This is a genomic window from Photorhabdus viridis (assembly GCF_040256935.1).
Classification (GTDB): Bacteria; Pseudomonadota; Gammaproteobacteria; order Enterobacterales; family Enterobacteriaceae; genus Photorhabdus; species Photorhabdus viridis.
The window spans coordinates 1-217 of the sequence record NZ_JBEJZY010000638.1; the positions used below are offsets into that span (position 1 = coordinate 1).

At 47.0% G+C, this 217-nt stretch carries 1 pseudogene; it reads right to left on the reverse strand.

What is annotated here, in order from left to right:
• Positions 1-117, reverse strand: a pseudogene (locus ABR397_RS25815) (RHS repeat-associated core domain-containing protein); the annotation flags it as partial.
• Between the last annotated feature and the right edge of the window lie 100 nt (positions 118-217).

Here is a 217-nt window from a genome sequence, read left to right on the forward strand (position 1 = left end):
GATTATTTTATCTGGTAATTGAGCTGGTGTTTTATTTAATCCCCAAGGGTCAATCCAAGTCATCGGATTGGGGGCATACTGATACAGGTTCAATCCGCCCGCTAACCCTATCGGGTCTTAGGCACTATCCCGACGCCATCATACAGTTGAGCGGACCTTTCCCCCTGATTTAGCAGCCTTTTTCTTCGCCACTTTTTCCCGCCCTGTTAAAGAACAT